The 14473-nt window shown below is 71.7% G+C and carries 15 protein-coding genes and 1 riboswitch; of the genes, 4 read left to right on the top strand and 11 right to left on the bottom strand.

Going from position 1 to position 14473, the window contains the following annotated elements; genetic code table 11:
• Positions 1-49: 49 nt before the first annotated feature.
• The 9 genes from ACFV7R_RS33920 to ACFV7R_RS33880 all read right to left on the bottom strand — a co-directional run bounded on the left by ACFV7R_RS33920 (position 50) and on the right by ACFV7R_RS33880 (position 7375).
• Positions 50-1117, bottom strand: a complete 1068-nt coding sequence (locus ACFV7R_RS33920; RefSeq protein WP_385270322.1) for a hemolysin family protein — start codon at positions 1115-1117, stop codon at positions 50-52.
• Positions 1114-2445: a hemolysin family protein gene (locus ACFV7R_RS33915; RefSeq protein ID WP_385270320.1), complete on the bottom strand. Its 1332-nt coding sequence runs from the start codon at positions 2443-2445 to the stop codon at positions 1114-1116. The genes ACFV7R_RS33920 and ACFV7R_RS33915 overlap by 4 nt, the downstream gene beginning before the upstream one ends.
• 214 nt (positions 2446-2659) lie before the next feature.
• A complete protein-coding gene (locus ACFV7R_RS33910; protein ID WP_385270318.1) occupies positions 2660-3112 on the bottom strand; it encodes a PH domain-containing protein in 453 nt (150 codons plus the stop codon).
• 16 nt (positions 3113-3128) lie between these two features.
• Complete coding sequence (gene hisG / locus ACFV7R_RS33905) at positions 3129-3977, bottom strand: ATP phosphoribosyltransferase (RefSeq protein ID WP_129796780.1); 849 nt, start codon at positions 3975-3977, stop codon at positions 3129-3131.
• 45 nt (positions 3978-4022) lie between these two features.
• The gene (locus ACFV7R_RS33900; RefSeq protein ID WP_031486114.1) at positions 4023-4295 is read right to left on the bottom strand and encodes a phosphoribosyl-ATP diphosphatase; all 273 of its coding nucleotides are present in this window, start codon (positions 4293-4295) and stop codon (positions 4023-4025) included.
• A 34-nt stretch (positions 4296-4329) separates the two neighbouring features.
• The gene (gene ribH / locus ACFV7R_RS33895; RefSeq protein WP_385270315.1) at positions 4330-4815 is read right to left on the bottom strand and encodes a 6,7-dimethyl-8-ribityllumazine synthase; all 486 of its coding nucleotides are present in this window, start codon (positions 4813-4815) and stop codon (positions 4330-4332) included.
• A gap of 24 nt (positions 4816-4839) precedes the next feature.
• Positions 4840-6138 carry a bifunctional 3,4-dihydroxy-2-butanone-4-phosphate synthase/GTP cyclohydrolase II gene (locus tag ACFV7R_RS33890; protein WP_385270313.1) on the bottom strand — a complete coding sequence of 433 codons (1299 nt, stop codon included), beginning with the start codon at positions 6136-6138 and terminating at the stop codon, positions 4840-4842.
• Positions 6135-6776, bottom strand: a complete 642-nt coding sequence (locus ACFV7R_RS33885; RefSeq protein WP_385270311.1) for a nicotinamide riboside transporter PnuC — start codon at positions 6774-6776, stop codon at positions 6135-6137. The genes ACFV7R_RS33890 and ACFV7R_RS33885 overlap by 4 nt, the downstream gene beginning before the upstream one ends.
• A complete protein-coding gene (locus ACFV7R_RS33880) occupies positions 6773-7375 on the bottom strand; it encodes a riboflavin synthase (RefSeq protein ID WP_385270309.1) in 603 nt (200 codons plus the stop codon). The genes ACFV7R_RS33885 and ACFV7R_RS33880 overlap by 4 nt, the downstream gene beginning before the upstream one ends.
• A 148-nt stretch (positions 7376-7523) precedes the next feature.
• A riboswitch (FMN riboswitch) is annotated at positions 7524-7654 on the bottom strand.
• A gap of 369 nt (positions 7655-8023) precedes the next feature.
• Here ACFV7R_RS33880 and ACFV7R_RS33875 point away from each other — a divergent pair.
• A complete protein-coding gene (locus ACFV7R_RS33875; RefSeq protein ID WP_385270307.1) occupies positions 8024-8380 on the top strand; it encodes a hypothetical protein in 357 nt (118 codons plus the stop codon).
• A 102-nt stretch (positions 8381-8482) separates the two neighbouring features.
• Positions 8483-9238, top strand: coding sequence for an SDR family oxidoreductase (locus ACFV7R_RS33870; RefSeq protein ID WP_385270305.1), 756 nt, complete (start codon positions 8483-8485; stop codon positions 9236-9238).
• Here ACFV7R_RS33870 and ACFV7R_RS33865 read toward each other — a convergent pair.
• Complete coding sequence (locus ACFV7R_RS33865) at positions 9235-10434, bottom strand: ROK family transcriptional regulator (protein WP_385270303.1); 1200 nt, start codon at positions 10432-10434, stop codon at positions 9235-9237. The two genes, ACFV7R_RS33870 and ACFV7R_RS33865, sit on opposite strands and share 4 nt — an antisense overlap.
• Before the next feature lie 128 nt (positions 10435-10562).
• Between ACFV7R_RS33865 and ACFV7R_RS33860 the strand changes: the two genes are divergently transcribed.
• Complete coding sequence (locus ACFV7R_RS33860) at positions 10563-11774, top strand: MFS transporter (RefSeq protein WP_385270301.1); 1212 nt, start codon at positions 10563-10565, stop codon at positions 11772-11774.
• Between the two features lie 101 nt (positions 11775-11875).
• A complete protein-coding gene (locus ACFV7R_RS33855) occupies positions 11876-13267 on the top strand; it encodes a uracil-xanthine permease family protein (RefSeq protein ID WP_385270299.1) in 1392 nt (463 codons plus the stop codon).
• Here ACFV7R_RS33855 and ACFV7R_RS33850 read toward each other — a convergent pair.
• Positions 13249-14385, bottom strand: coding sequence for a glycoside hydrolase family 6 protein (locus tag ACFV7R_RS33850; protein ID WP_385270410.1), 1137 nt, complete (start codon positions 14383-14385; stop codon positions 13249-13251). The genes ACFV7R_RS33855 and ACFV7R_RS33850 overlap by 19 nt on opposite strands.
• Between the last annotated feature and the right edge of the window lie 88 nt (positions 14386-14473).

Genomic DNA, 14473 nt, shown 5'->3' with positions numbered 1-14473 from the left:
CGCTGGCGCGGGCGAGTGAACCCCCGCCCGCACCAGCACCGGGCACCGCTCAGCTGGCCAGCACCTCCTCAGGCGAACTGCCCCGCGGCTCCGGCATCTCCCGATGCGCCGGATCCCGCACCTCCCCCACCAGCAGCTCCAGTACGTCCTCCAGCGCCACCAGCCCCAGCACCTTGCCGGACCCGTCCGCGACCTGCGCGAGATGCGTGGCGGCCCGGCGCATCACGGTCAGCGCGTCGTCCAGCGCAAGCTCGGACCGCAACGTCGTCATGGGCCGCCAGAGATGCTGCGGAACCGCCCGTTCGGAGTCCTCGAGGTCGAGTACGTCCTTCACGTGCAGGTACCCCATGAAGGCGCCGTTCTCCGCGGCCACCGGGAAGCGGGAGTAGCCGGTGCGGGCGGTCAGCTCGATGATCCGGCCCGGCGTGACCGAGGGGCTGACCGTGATCAGCGACTCACGTCGGAGGAGGACGTCGGTGACCGGGCGGGAGCCCAGCTCCAGGGCGTCCTCCAGGCGCTCGGCCTCCTCGGGGTCGAGCAGGCCGGCCTGGCCGGAATCCTCCACGAGCCGGTTGAGCTGCTCGCTGGTGAAGACCGCCTCCACCTCGTCCTTGGGCTCGACACGGAACAGTCGCAGGACGGCCCGGGAGCAGGCGCCGAGGGCGACCGTGATCGGCCGGCACAGCCGGGCGAAGGCGACCAGGCCCGGGCTGAGCCACAGCGCCGCCTTCTCCGGAGCCGCCATCGCCAGGTTCTTCGGGACCATCTCGCCGATGACCAGGTGGAAGAAGACGACGGTGGCGAGGGCGATGACGTACCCCAGCGGGTGCACCATCGCGTGCGGCAGACGGATCCACTCGAAGACCGGCTCCAGCAGATGGGCCACCGTGGGCTCGGCGACCGCGCCCAGGGTCAGCGAGCAGACGGTGATGCCGAACTGTGCGGCGGCCATCATCTGCGGCAGCCGCTCCAGGCCGTACAGCACCTGCCGGGCCCGGGCGGTGCCGAGCGGTTCGATCTGGCTGCGGCGCACCGAGACCAGCGCGAACTCGGCGCCCACGAAGAAGCCGTTGGCGAGCACGAGCAGCGCGGCGAACAGGAGTTGGAGCACGCTCATCGCACGGCCTCCATGACGGGGGCGGTGCGCACGATGCGTACCCGCTCGGCGCGGTAGTGCCCTACCTGGCGCACGGCCAGCCGCCAGCCGGGGAGTTCGGCCCGGTCGCCGACGGCCGGGATCCGGCCGAGCAGATCGGCGACCAGTCCTGCGACCGTCTCGTACGGGCCCTCGGGCACGTCGAGGCCGATGCGCCGCAGGACGTCGATCCGGCAGCTGCCGTCGGCGTCCCAGGCGGGGCGGCCGTCCTCCGCCGGGGCGGCGGCGAGTTCGGGCTGTTCGTCGAGCACGTCGTCGTGCTCGTCACGGACCTCGCCGACGATCTCCTCGACGATGTCCTCCAGGGTGACCACGCCGGCCGTGCCGCCGTACTCGTCGACGACGACCGCGATCGGCTGCTCGCTGCGCAGTCGGGCGAGCAGCGGCCGGACCGGCAGTGTCTCCGGGACGAGCAGCGGCGGCCGGGCGATCCGGCCCACGGGGGTGCGCAGCCGCTCGGAGGACAAGACGGCCAGGGCGTCCTTGAGGTGGACCATGCCGACGATTTCGTCGATCTTCTCCCGGTAGACGGGGAAGCGGGACAGGCCGGTGGCGCGGGTCAGGTTGACCACGTCCGCGGCGGTCGCCGAGGACTGGAGCGCGCTCACCTTCACGCGCGGGGTCATGACGTGCTGTGCGGTCAGCTCGCCGAGCGACAGCGTCCGTACGAAGAGGTCCGCGGTGTCCTGTTCCAGGGCACCTGCGCGCGCGGAGTGCCGGGCCAGGGAGACGAGTTCGCCGGGGGTGCGGGCGGAGGCCAGCTCCTCGGTGGGCTCGATACCCAGGGCGCGGACCAGGCGGTTGGCGACGGCGTTCAGTGCGGCGATCACCGGCCGGAACACGCGCGCGAAGACATGCTGCGGGCCCGCGACGAAGCGTGCGACCTGCAGCGGCCGGGACACCGCCCAGTTCTTGGGTACAAGTTCGCCGACCACCATCTGCACGGCCGAGGCCAGCAGCATGCCGACGACGACGGCCACACCGGGCACGGCGCCCTCGGGTATGCCGACGGCCGTGAACGGACCGTCCAGCAGCCGGGCGAGCGCCGGTTCGGCGAGCATGCCGACGACGAGGGAGGTGATGGTGATGCCGAGCTGGGTGCCGGAGAGCTGGAAGGACAGTTCCTTCAGCGACTCGACGACCCGATGGGCGCGCCGGTCGCCCTCGGCGGCGGCCTTCTCGGCGTCCGGGCGGTCGACCGTCACCAGGCCGAACTCGGCGGCCACGAAGAAGCCGTTGGCGAGAATGAGCAGGAACGCGGCTGCCAGGAGCAGCAGAGGGAGAGTCATGATGCCGCCGCCCGTGCGCTATGTCGGCAGGGGGCGGCGCAGGTACTGCAGGACGATCCGTCCATCGCCGGAGGGAGTCACTCCTCGGGTAGCAGGAACCCCTGCGCACCGGCCGGCACCACAGGGGCGGAGGCGCAACGGACACGCCTCCGCCAACAGATTAATCAAGACACCGGCCGATACGGCAGGGTGAACGGCCCGGAGTCGGCCCGAGTCAGCTGTGATGTTGCTCGGTCCGGGCCTCGACCAGTGCTCGCAGCGCCCGGGCGTCGGCGATGGCCTGCTCCTTGGCGATGCCCGGCTGGATGCCGATCGCGGCCAGGCTGGTGCCGTCGCTGAGGTCGAGGAAAACCCAGGGGTCGCCGACCCGCAGATGCACCTGGACGATTTCCGCCCAGGCCAGCCGACGTGTACTGGCGAAGTTGACGACCGTGACGCCGGATTCGTCGGCGACGACCTTCGGCCGGGCCAGCACCAGCACCACCGCCGACAGAAGCGCCGCGGTGAACACGAAGCTGAGCCGCTCGGCCGTGCTGAGCCGGTCCAGCAGCAGCGCGACCAGCAATACGGTCACGAAGATCGCGACGGCCGCGGTGAGCAGCACGGCGCGGGTGCGGCCCGGCCGGAAGGTGACGGGCAGCTCGGGAAGAGGGGTCGAGTCCGGCATGGGTGTGTGGCGCCCCTCAGAGACGGCAGGCGTGGATGGCGGTGGTCAGGATGGCCCGCGCGCCGATGGCGTACAGGTCGTCCATGATCCGCTGGGCGTCCTTGGACGGCACCATGGCGCGGACCGCGACCCAGCCCTCGTTGTGCAGCGGCGAGATGGTCGGGCCCTCCAGGCCGGGGGTGATGGCGACGGCCTGTTCCAGGTGCTCGGCACGGCAGTCGTAGTCCATCATCACGTACGTCCGGGCCACCAGGACGCCCTGCAGCCGGCGCAGGAACTGCTGCACCTTGGGCTCCTCGGTGTCCGCCCCGACCCGCCGGACGACGATGGCCTCGGACTTCATGATCGGCTCGCCGATGACCTCCAGGCCCGCGTTGCGCAGCGAGGTGCCGGTCTCGACGACGTCCGCGATGACCTCGGCGACGCCGAGCTCGATGGCGGTCTCGACGGCACCGTCGAGGTGGACGACGGAGGCGTCGATGCCGTTGTCGGCGAGGTGCTTGGCGACGATGCCCTCGTACGAGGTGGCGACGGTGCTGCCGTTCAGGTCCTCCACGCCGTTCGCCGTGCCGGGCCTGGTGGCGTAGCGGAAGGTGGAGCGGGCGAAGCCGAGCGGGAGGATCTCCTCGGCGTTGGCTCCGGAGTCGATCAGCAGGTCCCGGCCGGTGATGCCGATGTCGAGGCGGCCGGAGGAGACGTAGATCGCGATGTCGCGGGGGCGGAGGTAGAAGAACTCGACCTCGTTCTCCGGGTCGACGATCCGCAGTTCCTTGGTCTCCCGGCGCTGCTGGTAGCCGGCCTCATGCAGCATCTCCGCCGCAGGGCCGGACAGTGAACCCTTGTTGGGGACGGCGATGCGCAGCATGAGGTCGGCTTCCTTTGCGTGAGAGATGCGAGTGGGGTGTACGGCTCAGAGGTGGGCGTAGACGTCGTCCAGGGAGATCCCGCGGGCGACCATCATCACCTGGACGTGGTACAGCAGCTGCGAGATCTCCTCGGCGGCCGCCTCCTTGCCCTCGTACTCGGCGGCCATCCAGACCTCGGCGGCCTCCTCGACGACCTTCTTGCCGATGGCATGGACACCCTTCCCGACCAGCTCTGCGGTGCGGGAAGTGGCGGGGTCGCCGTTGGCGGCCTTGTGCTGGAGCTCGGTGAAGAGCTCCTCGAACGTCTTCTTGGACATGGTGGCGCCCACTTTACGCGGTGTACCGGGCGGCCTAACGCCATGGTTCAGATACTGAGCGGAGGGTGGCCGCCGTGGCCACCGCCGCCGTCACCGCCTCGTGGCCCTTGTCCTCGTTGGAGCCGGGCAGACCCGCGCGGTCCAGGGCCTGCTCCTCGGTGTCGCAGGTCAGCACGCCGAAGCCGACGGGGACGCCGGTGTCGACGGAGACCTGGGTGAGGCCCTGGGTGACGCCCTGGCACACGTACTCGAAGTGGGGGGTGCCGCCGCGGATGACGACGCCGAGGGCGACGATCGCGTCGTAGCCCCGGCCGGCGAGGACCTTGGCGACGACCGGCAGCTCCCAGCTGCCGGGGACCCGGAGCAGGGTCGGCTCGTCGATGCCGAGGTCGTGCAGGGCGCGCAGGGCGCCGTCGACCAGACCGTCCATCACCTTCTCGTGCCACTGCGCCGCGACGACGGCGACCCGCAGGTCACCCACATTGCGTACGGACAGTTCCGGTGCGCCCTTGCCGCTCACGTTCTCGTGTCTCCTCGTTGTTCGTTACTGGTTGCTGCAGGTGGACACGGCAGGCGTGTCCAGCCACGGCAGGTCGTGCCCCATCCGGTCCCGCTTGGTGCGCAGGTAGCGGAGGTTGTGCTCGCCCGCCTGGACGGGCATCGGCTCGCGGTCGGTGACCTCGATGCCGTGCCGGACGAGCGCGTCGGTCTTCTCGGGGTTGTTGGTCATCAGGCGCACGCTGCGGACTTTGAGGTCCGTCAGGATCTGCGCTCCGGCGGCGTAGTCCCGGGCGTCGGCGGGCAGGCCGAGCTCCAGGTTGGCGTCGAGGGTGTCGCGGCCGCGCTCCTGCAGCTCGTACGCCCGGAGCTTCGACAGCAGTCCGATGCCGCGGCCCTCGTGCCCGCGCAGGTAGACGACGACTCCCCGGCCCTCGGCCTGGATGCGCTCGAGGGCGGTCTCCAGCTGGGGGCCGCAGTCGCAGCGCAGGGAGTGGAAGATGTCGCCGGTGAGGCATTCGGAGTGGACGCGGACGAGAACGTCCTCGCCGTCGCCGATCTCACCGTGCACCAGGGCGATGTGCTCGACGCCGTCGACGGTGGAGCGGTAGCCGTACGCCGTGAAGGTGCCGTGGGCGGTGGGGAGCTGCGTCTGTGCCTCGCGGCGGACGGTGGGCTCGGAGGTGCGGCGGTAGGCGATCAGGTCCTCGATGGAGATGATCGTCAGGCCGTGCTTACGGGCGAACGGGACGAGTTCGGGCAGGCGCAGCATCTGGCCGTCCTCACCGGCGATCTCGACGATGGCGCCGGCCGGGCGCAGGCCCGCGAGGCGGGCGAGGTCGACGGCGGCCTCCGTGTGCCCGTTGCGGACCAGCACCCCGCCGGGCTTGGCGCGCAGCGGGAAGATGTGGCCGGGGCGGACCAGGTCGGCGGGCTCGGCCGTGCCGCTCGCGAGCAGCTGGAGGGTGGTCGCCCGGTCGGATGCGGAGATCCCGGTGCTCACACCGTGAACGGCCGAGGCGTCCACGGAGACCGTGAACGCGGTCTTCATCGACTCGGTGTTCTCCTCGACCATCTGCGGGAGGCGCAGCCGGTCCAGTTCCGCACCCTCCATGGGGGCGCAGATCAGGCCGCGGCACTCGCTCATCATGAAGGCGACGATCTCGGGGGTCGCCTTCTCGGCGGCGATGACGAGGTCGCCCTCGTTCTCCCGGTCCTCGTCGTCGACGACCACGACCGGGCGGCCGGCCGCGATGTCGGCGATGGCCTGCTGGATCGGGTCGAGGGTGAGGTCGTCGCTGTCGTCGGTGTAGTCGGTGCGGTAGAGGATCGGGGCCGCGCTCATGCCGGCGCTCCTTCCAGGACGGGCCGCGCGTCCTTGCGGGACCGCAGCCACCAGTCGCGCATGCCCCACAGGACGAGTGCGCCGTAGATGACGTAGACGAAGCCGGAAAAGGCGTAGCCGTTGGCGAAGTTGAGGGGCACGCCGACCAGGTCGACGAGCAGCCAGGCGAACCAGAACTCGACCATCCCGCGCGCCTGGGCGTACATGGCGACGATGGTGCCGACGAAGATGTAGGCGTCCGGCCAGGGGTCCCAGGACAGGGTCGGGTAGGCGGTGAAGAGCAGGGCCACGGCGACCGTGCCGGCGGCGGCCGCGGCGATCATCGTGCCGCGCTCGCGCCAGGTGGCGAAGCGTACGGAGATACGGCCGTCCGCGGCCCGGCCCTTGCCGCGGTTCCACTGCCACCAGCCGTACAGCGCGACGGCCATGACGACGACCTGCTTGCCGGCGCTGCCGGTGAGGTGGCCGTAGAACGCCGAGAAGAGGACGAGGCCGGACAGGAACTGCACCGGCCAGGTCCACAGGGAGCGCCGCCAGCCGAGGGCGAGGGTGATCAGGCCGAGGACGTTGCCGACCATGTCCGACCAGATGATGTGCTGGCCGAAGAGGACGAACGCCTCGGAGTTGAGCCAGTTCACCGGGCCGCTCCCTGGGCGCCCAGGAGCCGCTCGACGTACTTGGCGATGACGTCGACCTCGAGGTTGACCGGGTCGCCGGGCTGCTTCAGGCCGAGGGTGGTCAGGGCGAGGGTGGTGGGGATCAGACTGACGGTGAAGTGGTCGGAGCCCGCCTCGACGACGGTGAGGCTGATGCCGTCGACGGTGATGGAGCCCTTCTCGACGACATAGCGCGCGAGGTCCGCGGGGAGGGAGACCTTCACGATCTCCCAGTTCTCGGACGGCTTGCGTTCCAGGACGGTGCCGGTGCCGTCGACATGGCCCTGCACGATGTGCCCGCCGAGGCGGGCACCCACGGCGGTGGGGCGTTCGAGGTTGACGCGGGAGCCGGCGGTGAGGACGCCGAGGCTGGAGCGGTCGAGGGTCTCGGCCATGACGTCGGCGGTGAACTCGTCGCCTTCGTGGTCGACGACCGTGAGACAGACGCCGTTGACGGCGATGGAGTCGCCGTGCTTCGCGCCCTCGGTGACGACGGGGCCGCGCAGCCGGAAGCGGGAGGCGTCGCCGAGGTTCTCGACGGCGGTGACTTCGCCCAGCTCTTCCACGATTCCGGTGAACACTTCCCGGGTCCTCCTGCCTCTTCGGGCACGGACTCCGGGGCTGTCGCTGGACGACAGAATGTACGGACTGCGGCACCGAGGACGACGCCGGACAGAACCCGCCCTTGCTGGACGAGCCGATACGGCGGCGCGCACGAATGCCCGCCCGCCGCGCACTGCCTCCCATCCGGACTTTAACCGTCGGTCCAGGAATTTCACCTGGTCAACCGGCCGCTGGAAGCGACCGGGTCGCGGACTGTAACCGCCGGTTCGGACTTTCACCGACCCCGGAGTGCGCTGCTTCTGGTACAGGGCAAGTGTGCCACGCCGGATCGACGTCCATACGGGCGAGGGGTGTGGAGTGGCTCACAGGTCACGTCACTGGACTTCTCGGCCGGCCGAAGGGGCGTCAACTCCCGCGCGACCACATCGGTTTGGAAGTTGGTTTGCACCCATTGACGCATTGGTCTAGTCCTCTCTAGGGTCTGTGCCAGCGGGCCCCGGCGGCGGTGACGACGGCCCTTGCCCGCCGCCGGGCCTCGCCACGGCGCGCATGCGTGTTCTGGCAGGGTGACCGCACGAGGCGTGCGATCGCCGACGAGTTCGAGAGTCACCGTCCCCGGCTGTTCGGGCCGGCCTGCCGCATGCCGGGCTCCGCAGGAGGAACTCGTGGCGAGGTTCGTCACGGCGGCCCGGGACGGTGATCCGTCCGGCCTGGAGAAGCTGCTCGCGGCCGATGTGACCTGGTGGAGCGACGGCGGCGGCAAGGGCACCGCGGCCCTGCGGCCGATCGAGGGGCGCGAGAAGGTGCTGCGCTTCCTGGCGGGCGGGGCACGTTCGCGGCCGCCCCGGACTTCACGACAGCCGAGATCAACGGCACGGAGGGGCCGGCCGTCCGGGCGGGCGGGCGACACGCTGGTCGCGGTGGTGTCGGTCGAGCTGCGCGACGGGCTGATCGCCGACCTGCGGGCCGGGGTGAATCCGGACAAGCTGGAATGTGTACGAGGTCGGCTCGCGCGTGCCTGATCGCCCCCGGCGCGGTTGTCACATTTCCCGAGGGCCACCGGGGCACAGCTGACGAAGGGCGCTCCGCCTGGGAGCGCACGGCGTCCGAAGGAGCTGAACAGCATGACCACGATCCTGGTGACCGGCGGTACCGGGACGCTCGGCCGGATCCTCACCGAGCGGTTGCGCGCGGACGGGCACGAGGTGCGGGTGCTCAGCCGGCATACGCAGCCGTACGCGGTCGATCTGCGTGAGGGGGGCAGCGGTCTGGAGGCGGCCGTCGAGGGCGTGGACACGATCGTGCACTGCGCGACCTCGCCGCGCGGCGGCGACGAGGAGGCGGCCGCGCATCTGATCGCGGCGGCGCGCCGGGCCGGCGTGGGCCACCTGGTCTACATCTCGATCGTGGGGATCGACCGGGTGCCGTTCGGTTACTACACGACCAAGCTCGCCGTGGAGCGGCTGATCGAGGAGTCGGGGCTGGGCTGGACCGTGCTGCGCACGACCCAGTTCCACGACCTGCCGGTCCAGGTGTTCGACATTCTGGCCAAGCCGCCGGTCATGCTGCTGCCGGCCGGGGTGAACGACCAGCCGATCGAGGTCGCGGAGGTCGCGGGCCGGCTCGCGGAGCTGGCAGCGGGGGCACCGGCGGGGCGGGTCGAGGACATGGGCGGCCCCGAGGTAAGGACCCTCGACTCGCTGGCCCGCGCCTACCTCAAGGCCACGGGCCGGCGTCGGGCGGTGGTGAGCGTGCCGCTGTGGGGCAAGGCGTACCGCGGCTTCCGCAACGGCGGCCATCTCACGCCGGAACGGGCCGTGGGGAAGGGCACGTTCGAGGAGTACCTGGCGACACGCTTCGGTGCGGGACGCGGGGCCTAAGGCCGGTCCGGGGGTGCGAACAGTTCGTCCTGGGCCCGGTCGCGCGCGGTCAGCAGCGCACCGCGCAGCACCGCGCCGCCGCCCAGGACACCGGCCCGCACCTCCGTGGCCAGCGGCGACATCCGCCGCAGCCGCCGCTCGACCCGCCCGGCGAGGACGTCCCCCCCGGCCTGCCCCACCTCACCGCCGAGCACCACACAACCGGGGTCCAGGACGGCGACGACGGAGGCGACGCCGACGGTCAGACGGTCCGCGAGGGCGTCGAGGAAGGGGGCGGCGCCGGAAACGCCGGCGGACACGGCCGCCACCGCGTCCCGCACCAACGCCGCTGCCACTGGCTCACCACCCCCCGCCGAGCCGACCACCCCGTGCTCCCCCGCCAGCCGGGCGATCGCCGCCGACCCGGCCAGGGAGTGAAAGCCGCCCTCGCAGTCGGTGGCAGAGGGCAGGCCGGCCGTCCCCGGCACCGGAAGGAACCCGATCTCGCCGGTGCCGCCGGAGGCCCCGCGGCGCAGCGACCCGTCCAGGACCACCGCGGCGCCGGTGCCGTGGCCGAGCCACAGCAGCACGAACGTGTCCCGGTCCCGGGCCGCACCGTCCCGCTGCTCGGCCAGAGCGGCGAGGTTGGTCTCGTTCTCGACGATGACGCGGGCGTCGGGGAGCCGTTCCTGCAGGGCGGCGACCAGACGGCGGTGCCACTCGGGCAGGCCGGAGGAGTTGCGGAGTTCGCCGGTGGCCGGGTCGATCAGGCCGGGGGCGCCGATGCCGAGGGTGTGCAGCTGGTCGGCGCCGGCCTCCTTCGCCACGCGTTCGACGAGGGCGACCGCCTGCTCCACCGCGGGCCCGGTCCCCGTGGCGCCGTCGATCGGCACGGACGCCTCGGCGAGCACCCGGCCGAGCAGGTCGGACACGACCACGGAGACGCCCTCGGTGCGCACGTCGAGCGCGGCCAGGTGGGCCCGGTCGGCGACGATCCCGTACAGCTTGGCGTTGGGTCCGCGCCGCTGTTCCCCCGCCTCCCCGACCACGGCGATCAGACCGGAGGCGGTGAGGCGTTCGACGAGGTCGGCGACGGTCGGCCGGGACAGCCCGGTCAGCTGCTTCAACTGCCCCGCCGTCAACGGGCCCTCCTGCTGCAGCAGTCGCAGGGCGAGCCGGTCGTTGATGGCCCGGGCGGTGCTGGGGGTTGCGGGCATGCCGGGATCCTTCCAGACGGCGGGGCCGCAGGACGTACGGCCGCCGGAATCCCCTATCTATCAGGCAGGGTCCCTGATAGTTTACGCGGCGGACAAGGCGAGGCCGAGACGCGACAAGGGGCGGGAACATGAGTGACGTGGTCCACGAGCACCGCGAGGTGAAGCGCGCACGGTACGCCGTGGCCGCCGTGTTCGCCGTGCACGGCGCCGTCACCGGCTCCTTCGCGACCCGCGTGCCGTGGATCCAGGACCACGCCTCGGTGAGCGCGGGCCAGTTGGGCCTCGCGCTGGCCTTCCCGGCGCTCGGGGCGTCCGTCGCGATGCCGCTCGCGGGCCGGATCAGCCACCGCTTCGGCGCCCGCACCGCGCTGCGCGGACTGCTCTCCCTGTGGACGCTGGCGCTGATCCTGCCGTCCCTGTCGCCCAACCTGCTCACGCTCTGCCTGGCCCTGTTCGTCTACGGCGCCACGGCGGGCATGGCGGACGTCGCCATGAACGCGCTCGGCGTGGAGGTCGAGAACCGTCTCAGGAAGTCGATCATGTCCGGCCTGCACGGCATGTGGAGCGTGGGCGCGCTGGTCGGCTCGGCCGGCGGCACGCTCGCCGCGCACCTGGGTTCGGACGCCCGGCTGCATCACGCTCTGGCGGCCGCGGTCCTGACCCTGCTGGGCCTGGTGGCGTGCCACTGGGTGCTGGACCTGCAGCCGACCGAGGACGAGGAACCGCCGCCGCGGTTCGCGCTGCCGCCGAAGTCGGCGGTGCTGATCGGCACGGTCGGGTTCTGCGCGGTGTTCGCGGAGGGGGCGAGCCTCGACTGGTCGGCCGTCTATCTGGAGGACGAGCTGGGGAGCTCGGCGGGGCTCGCGGCCGCCTGCACGACCGGCTTCACACTCACCATGGCGCTCGCCCGGCTCGCGGGCGACCGTGTGGTGGACCGTTTCGGCTCCGTGCGCACGGTCCGCTTCAGCGGTGTCCTCGCGACACTCGGCGGGCTGTTGATCGTCGTCGCCGGCCATCCTGCGGTGGCGATGGCCGGGTTCGCGCTGATGGGTCTGGGCATCGCGGTGGTCGTCCCGCTGTGCTTCGCGGCGGCGGGCCGCAGCGGGCCGAACCCCAGCCAGGCCATCGCCGGTGTGGCCACCATCACGTACACCTCCGGCCTGATCGCCCCGAGTGCGATCGGCTCCCTCGCACAGGCGACGAGTCTGGTGGTGTCGTTCGGCCTGGTGACCGTCCTGTCGGGCGGACTCACGGCTTTCGCGGGCGTTCTGCGCTCGGGCGACCGGGACCGCCCGAAGGTCGGTCCGCCGAGCGCAGCAGTTCCCGACCCGCGGCCCTGAAGCGGTTGCTCCCACGCGAGCGCTCACGTGTGCGAAGCACTCCCGGCCTGCCCTGACAATGGTCCGGACGGACTGCACGCACAACGAAAGCGACACCTCACATGGATCTCGGCGTCCGCTGGAAACTGCACGGCGACGGACGCACCCCCGCACCCGGCGCGGTGGTCCGGCCCGATGAGCGGCTGTCCTGGCCGCGCACGGCCGGGCTCGGCGCCCAGCACGTGGTGGCGATGTTCGGGGCCTCCTTCGTGGCGCCGGTCCTCATGGGCCTGGACCCCAACCTGGCGATCATGATGTCGGGCGTCGCGACGATCGTGTTCCTGCTCGCGACCCGCGGCCGGGTACCCAGCTACCTCGGCTGCTCCCTGTCCTTCGTGGGCGTCGCCGCGGTGATCCGCGCGCAGGGCGGTACGAGTGCCACCGTGACGGGCGCGGTCTTCGTCGTGGGCGTCGCGCTGTTCCTCGTCGGTCTGGCGGTGCAGCGGTTCGGGGCGCGGATCATCCATGCGGCGATGCCGCCGATCGTCACCGGCGCGGTGGTGATGCTGATCGGCTTCAACCTCGCTCCGGTCACGGCGTCCACGTACTGGCCGCAGGACCAGTGGACGGCCCTGCTGGTGATGCTGTTCACCGGCCTGGCCGTCGTCTGTCTGCGTGGTTTCTGGTCGCGCATCGCGATCTTCCTCGGTCTGGTCTTCGGCTACGGCGTCTCCTGGGCCTTCGACCGGATCTTCGGCAGGATCCACTCGGTGGACGCGAGCGGCAAGCTCACCGACCACTGGCGCCTGGACCTCTCCGGCGTCGGCCAGGCCGACTGGATCGGTCTGCCCACCTTCCACGGTCCGTCCTTCGAGTGGTCGGCGATCCTGGTCGCGCTGCCGGTCGTCATCGCGCTGGTCGCCGAGAACGCGGGCCACGTCAAGGCGGTCGGCGAGATGACCGGCGACCCCCTGGACGACAAGCTCGGTACGGCGATCTCCGCCGACGGTGTCGGCTCGATGCTCTCCACCGCGGTCGGCGGCCCGCCCAACACCACGTACTCCGAGAACATCGGTGTGATGGCGGCGACCCGCGTCTACTCGACGGCCGCCTACTGGGCCGCCGCGGGCTTCGCACTGCTCTTCGGTCTCTGCCCGAAGTTCGGCGCGGTGGTGGCCGCGATCCCGGGCGGGGTGCTCGGCGGTATCACCGTCATCCTGTACGGCATGATCGGCCTGCTCGGCGCCCAGATCTGGATCAACGCCAAGGTGGACCTGCGCAATCCGCTCAACCTGGTGCCGGCCGCGGCGGGCATCATCATCGGCGTCGGCAATGTCTCCCTGGAGTTCACCGACACCTTCTCGCTGAGCGGCATCGCGCTGGGCACGCTCGTCGTCATCACCGGCTACCACGCGCTGCGGGCCTTCGCCCCCGTCCACCTCAAGACGCAGGCGCCGCTGCTGGACGAGGGCACGTCCCGCTACGACGAGGGGGCTCAGCGCGCCAAGTCGTAGGCGTACGAGGGTGCGAAGGTGCCGGGCCGGCCCTTGCACCCGTCCGACTCCCCCGGCAGCTTCACCCACAGGTAGGCGTCGATCCGCTCCTCGCCGGTGTTCGTGGTGGGCGCCCGGCCGATCTTCCGTCCCGCCGGGTCGCACCATTCGCCGTCGGCCGGGGCGCCGTTGCCGTTGCGGCTGGTGTCGATCACGGCGCCGAGGCTCGCCGGGCCGCCCAGGGCGTCGAGCACCTGTCGGTCGTAGGCGATCTCGTCGGCCGTGCGGTGGAAGTTGGAGACGTTGCTGAAGATGCCGTCGGAGGAGGCGGGTGAGGCCGCGCCGGCCTGCTTCAGCAGCGCCGCCTGCTCGGCGGCGGGGTTCCAGCCGGAGTGACCGGCGTCGTGGTAGACCCGCGCCCTGGGGTTGGCGGCCTTGAGGACGCGGCCCGCGCGGGCCAGGGAGGCGAAGCGGTCGGCGCGGTCGCCGGCGGAGAGACAGCCGGCCTGGGCGACGGAATCGGGCTCCAGGACGACGATGACGTCGTCCGAGCCCAGCCCGGCGGCGAATCGGTCGATCCACGCGTCGTACGCGGCAAGGTCCGGCGCCCCTCCCTGGGAGTGGCCGCCGCAGTCGCGGTCCGGGATGGCGTACACCACGAGGACCGGCACCCGGCCCTGCGCAGCGGCTCCTGAGGTGACGGCCGCGACCCGGGAGGTGATGGTCGCGGGCGTGAAGTCGGCGAACCACACGGAGGCCGGCTGGCCGGCGATACGGGACTCGATGACCGAGCGGCGCGGGTCGTCGGGGTTGGCCCGGACCCAGTCGAGGACCTGGGACTCGGGATGGCGGTAGAGCCGGGTGTGCACGGTGGCGGTCCGCTGCTCCCGTTCGGTCCGGCTGGGCGAGGGCGTGGGTGCCCCCTTCTTGGTCGCGGATGCGGATACGGATGCAGACGGAGACCGCGAAGGAGAAGGCGTCACCGGCGACGACGGCACGACCGGCAGACGCTCCAGACGCGTCGAGGCGGACCCGGTCGGCGACGGCCGCGCCTGGTCCGAACCGTCCCCGTCGTCCCAGGCGGTCAGCACGCCGGTGACCGTACCGACCGCGACCACGACGGAAGCCGCCGCCACCATGGCGCCCCGCCGGGCGGCGCGACGGCGCTCGGCCCTGCGAGCGGCCAGGCGCCGGGCACGTAAGCCTGACACGGTGCTGCTCCCCCCT

Origin of the sequence: Streptomyces sp. NPDC059866 (assembly GCF_042731325.1) — a bacterium.
Lineage (GTDB): Bacteria > Actinomycetota > Actinomycetes > Streptomycetales > Streptomycetaceae > Streptomyces > Streptomyces flavusporus.
Note: the sequence above shows the minus strand (reverse complement) of the source record. Positions and strands in the feature narration are given on the sequence as shown.

Coding starts and splice junctions, on each gene's coding strand:
- ACFV7R_RS33920 (WP_385270322.1), bottom strand. CDS start 1,117: ATGAGCGTGCTCCAACTCCTGTTCGCCGCGCTGCTCGTGCTCGCCAAC.
- ACFV7R_RS33915 (WP_385270320.1), bottom strand. CDS start 2,445: ATGACTCTCCCTCTGCTGCTCCTGGCAGCCGCGTTCCTGCTCATTCTC.
- ACFV7R_RS33910 (WP_385270318.1), bottom strand. CDS start 3,112: ATGCCGGACTCGACCCCTCTTCCCGAGCTGCCCGTCACCTTCCGGCCG.
- hisG (WP_129796780.1), bottom strand. CDS start 3,977: ATGCTGCGCATCGCCGTCCCCAACAAGGGTTCACTGTCCGGCCCTGCG.
- ACFV7R_RS33900 (WP_031486114.1), bottom strand. CDS start 4,295: ATGTCCAAGAAGACGTTCGAGGAGCTCTTCACCGAGCTCCAGCACAAG.
- ACFV7R_RS33890 (WP_385270313.1), bottom strand. CDS start 6,138: ATGAGCGCGGCCCCGATCCTCTACCGCACCGACTACACCGACGACAGC.
- ACFV7R_RS33870 (WP_385270305.1), top strand. CDS start 8,483: ATGACCACGATCCTGGTGACCGGCGGTACCGGGACGCTCGGCCGGATC.
- ACFV7R_RS33865 (WP_385270303.1), bottom strand. CDS start 10,434: ATGCCCGCAACCCCCAGCACCGCCCGGGCCATCAACGACCGGCTCGCC.
- ACFV7R_RS33860 (WP_385270301.1), top strand. CDS start 10,563: ATGAGTGACGTGGTCCACGAGCACCGCGAGGTGAAGCGCGCACGGTAC.
- ACFV7R_RS33855 (WP_385270299.1), top strand. CDS start 11,876: ATGGATCTCGGCGTCCGCTGGAAACTGCACGGCGACGGACGCACCCCC.
- ACFV7R_RS33850 (WP_385270410.1), bottom strand. CDS start 14,385: ATGGTGGCGGCGGCTTCCGTCGTGGTCGCGGTCGGTACGGTCACCGGC.